We start from the raw sequence: 2,615 nt of genomic DNA, 5'->3' as shown, positions 1-2,615 counted from the left end.
GGATCGGGCAAGTCATCGCTGATGGCGGTGCTGGCCGGTTTGGACCGCGCCACGTCGGGGCAGGTGCATATCGCCGGCGCGGATTTTTCGGCGCTGGACGAAGACGGTCTGGCGCGCGCGCGGCGTGGGCGCATCGGCATCGTGCTACAGGCCTTTCACCTCATTCCGACCATGACGGCGCTGGAAAATGTCGCGGTGCCGCTGGAACTGGCGGGCATCGCCGATCCGCAGGGCCGGGCGCGGGCCGAACTGGAACTGGTCGGGCTTGGGCACCGCCTTGGCCATTATCCGACGCAATTGTCTGGCGGCGAGCAGCAGCGTGTCGGCATCGCCCGCGCGCTGGCGGCGCGCCCGGCGTTGATCTTTGCCGATGAACCGACCGGTAATCTCGATGCCGCCACCGGCGCCGCAATTGTCGAAATGCTGTTTTCGCGACTGACGGAAACCGGCGCTACCTTGTTGCTCATTACTCATGACGCTGGCCTGGCCAGCCGCTGCGACCGGATCATCACCATGGGTGATGGCCGTATCGCCTCCGACACTGCCCCATCCGGCACTGCGCGCGCTGCGCTCGCAGCCGAATAACCTCCCGAAGGAACATCAATGCCCGCCTTTTCCTATGCCGATGAAGACACGATCTGCGAAGGTCATATTGCCGTTCCCGCTGGCGCCGGGCCGTTCCCGGCCGTGCTGGTCGCGCACAATTGGGGCGGGCAGATGCAGGCCGACAACGACGCGGCCGAAAGGCTCGCGGCGCAGGGTTATGTGGGCATCGCAATCGATGTGTACGGCAAGGGCGTGCGCGGCGAACCAATGGGCGACAACAGCGCATTGATGAACCCGTGGATGGCCGACCGGGCTGCGCTGCAACAGCGCCTGCTTGCCGCTGTCACTGCCGCCGCTGCCCATCCGGCCGTGGATGCCGACCGGATGGCCATCATGGGTTATTGCTTCGGCGGCCTGTGCGCGCTTGATGTTGCCCGTTCCGCCGACGCCCGCATCAAGGGTGCTATCAGCTTCCACGGCGTCTATGCGCCCAACGGCCTGCCGCAAAAGGCAATGTCAGCCAAGGTTCTGGTGCTGCACGGCTGGGAAGACCCGATGTGCCCGCCCGCAGCCACGGTTGCGCTGGCAGCCGAATTGACAGCCGCCGGCGCCGATTGGCAGATCCACGCTTATGGGGGCACCTACCACGCCTTTACGGCGCCCGCCGCTAACAACCCGGCCGGCGGCGTTGCCTATAGCGCCGATGCCGATCGCCGGTCCTGGCAGGCGCTGAGCAACTTTCTCGCCGAAACGCTTTGAGCCTGCCTCTTCGTCTTGCGCTGCGCGAACTGCGCGGCGGGTTGGCCGGCCTGCGCATCCTGGCGTTGTGCCTGGTGCTCGGCGTGGCGGCGCTGGCTGGCGTCGGCAGCCTGACATCGGCCATTAACGCCGGCTTGGCGGAGCGCGGGCAATTCGTGCTGGGCGGCGATGTGTCGGCGCGTCTATCGGGGCGTTTCGCGTCGCCTGCCGAGGCGGCCGCGCTGGCACAGGCGGGCAGTGTGGGCCGTGTCGTCAAGTTGCGCGCCATGGTGGGCAGGCAGGGCGGCGATCTGCCGGTGCTGGCCGAAATCAAGGCAGTGGACGACAATTGGCCGCTGTATGGCACCGTGAAGATCAGCGGCGGCGCCCGGCTGCGTCCTGGCACGGCGGCGGCACAGCAGGCGCTGGCTGACCGGCTGCGGCTCAAGCCCGGCGACTTGCTCACGCTTGGCGGCGCGCGCCTGCGCTACATCGGTACCTTGGACGAGGAACCGGACCGCGCCGGCGATGGCTTCGGCCTTGGTCCCGGCCTGGTGATGCACGGCGCTGATCTGGAGTCTGCGGGCCTGCTTGGCACCGGCAGTCTGTTCCGCAGCGAATATCGCGTGCGCCTGCCCGCCAATGTCAGCCCGGCGGCGGCGCTGGCGCGGCTGGAACCGGCACTCAAGCCCGGCGGCGCCCAGTTCACCGATCGCAGCAACGGTGCCCCCGGCACGCGGCGTTTCGTGGCCCAACTCGGCCAGTTTCTGGCCCTTGTCGGGTTGACCGCGCTTGTTGTTGCCGGCGTTGGCGTTGCCGGCGGCGTGTCTGCTTATCTGGGCGCCCGCACCCGCACCATCGCCACGCTCAAGACGCTGGGTGCCGACACCGCCACCATCCGCGCAGTCTATCTCTGGCAGATCGGCCTCGTCACTGCCGGCGCTGTCGCCATCGGCCTGGCCATAGGTGCAGTCACACCCTTGGCTGTGGCCCGCATTGCCGCGGCTAGCCTGCCGGTGCCGCCGGCCACCGGTCCGCAATGGGCGGCGCTGGTCGTTGCGGCGGCCTATGGCGTGCTGATCGCGCTGGCCTTTGCGCTGTGGCCGTTGGCACAGGGCGCGCGCATGCCGGCGGCGCGGTTGTTCCGCAGCCTGACCGAGCGGGGGGTGCGGCCCGGTGCCGGCACCGTCGCCATTATCGCGGCCGCCGCCGCCGCCATCCTCGCCATCACCGTGCTCGTTGCCCAACAACGTCTGTACGTCATTGCCTTTCTGGTCGGTGCGCTGGCCCTGATTGCGAGGCTGTGGCTGCTGGCGGCGCTGGTGCGCTGG

General features: G+C 68.5%; 3 protein-coding genes. All 3 read left to right on the top strand.

Annotation, left to right across the window (positions count from 1 at the left end):
- The coding region (locus RMQ73_RS03215) for an ATP-binding cassette domain-containing protein (RefSeq protein ID WP_310496553.1) at window positions 1-585 on the top strand (585 nt) is incomplete at its 5' end.
- 18 nt (window positions 586-603) lie between these two features.
- Complete coding sequence (locus RMQ73_RS03210) at window positions 604-1,305, top strand: dienelactone hydrolase family protein (protein ID WP_310496551.1); 702 nt, start codon at window positions 604-606, stop codon at window positions 1,303-1,305.
- The coding region (locus RMQ73_RS03205; protein WP_310496549.1) for an FtsX-like permease family protein at window positions 1,302-2,615 on the top strand (1,314 nt) is incomplete at its 3' end. The genes RMQ73_RS03210 and RMQ73_RS03205, both read left to right, overlap by 4 nt.

The sequence above is a fragment of the Sandarakinorhabdus sp. genome, assembly GCF_031430775.1.
Classification (GTDB): Bacteria; Pseudomonadota; Alphaproteobacteria; order Sphingomonadales; family Sphingomonadaceae; genus Sandarakinorhabdus.
The sequence above is the reverse complement of the archived record's forward strand: the minus strand, read 5'-3'. Positions and strand labels throughout refer to the sequence as shown.

Bases quoted from the DNA above. Each gene is read 5' to 3' on its own strand.
- RMQ73_RS03210 (WP_310496551.1), top strand. From the start codon at position 604: ATGCCCGCCTTTTCCTATGCCGATGAAGACACGATCTGCGAAGGTCAT.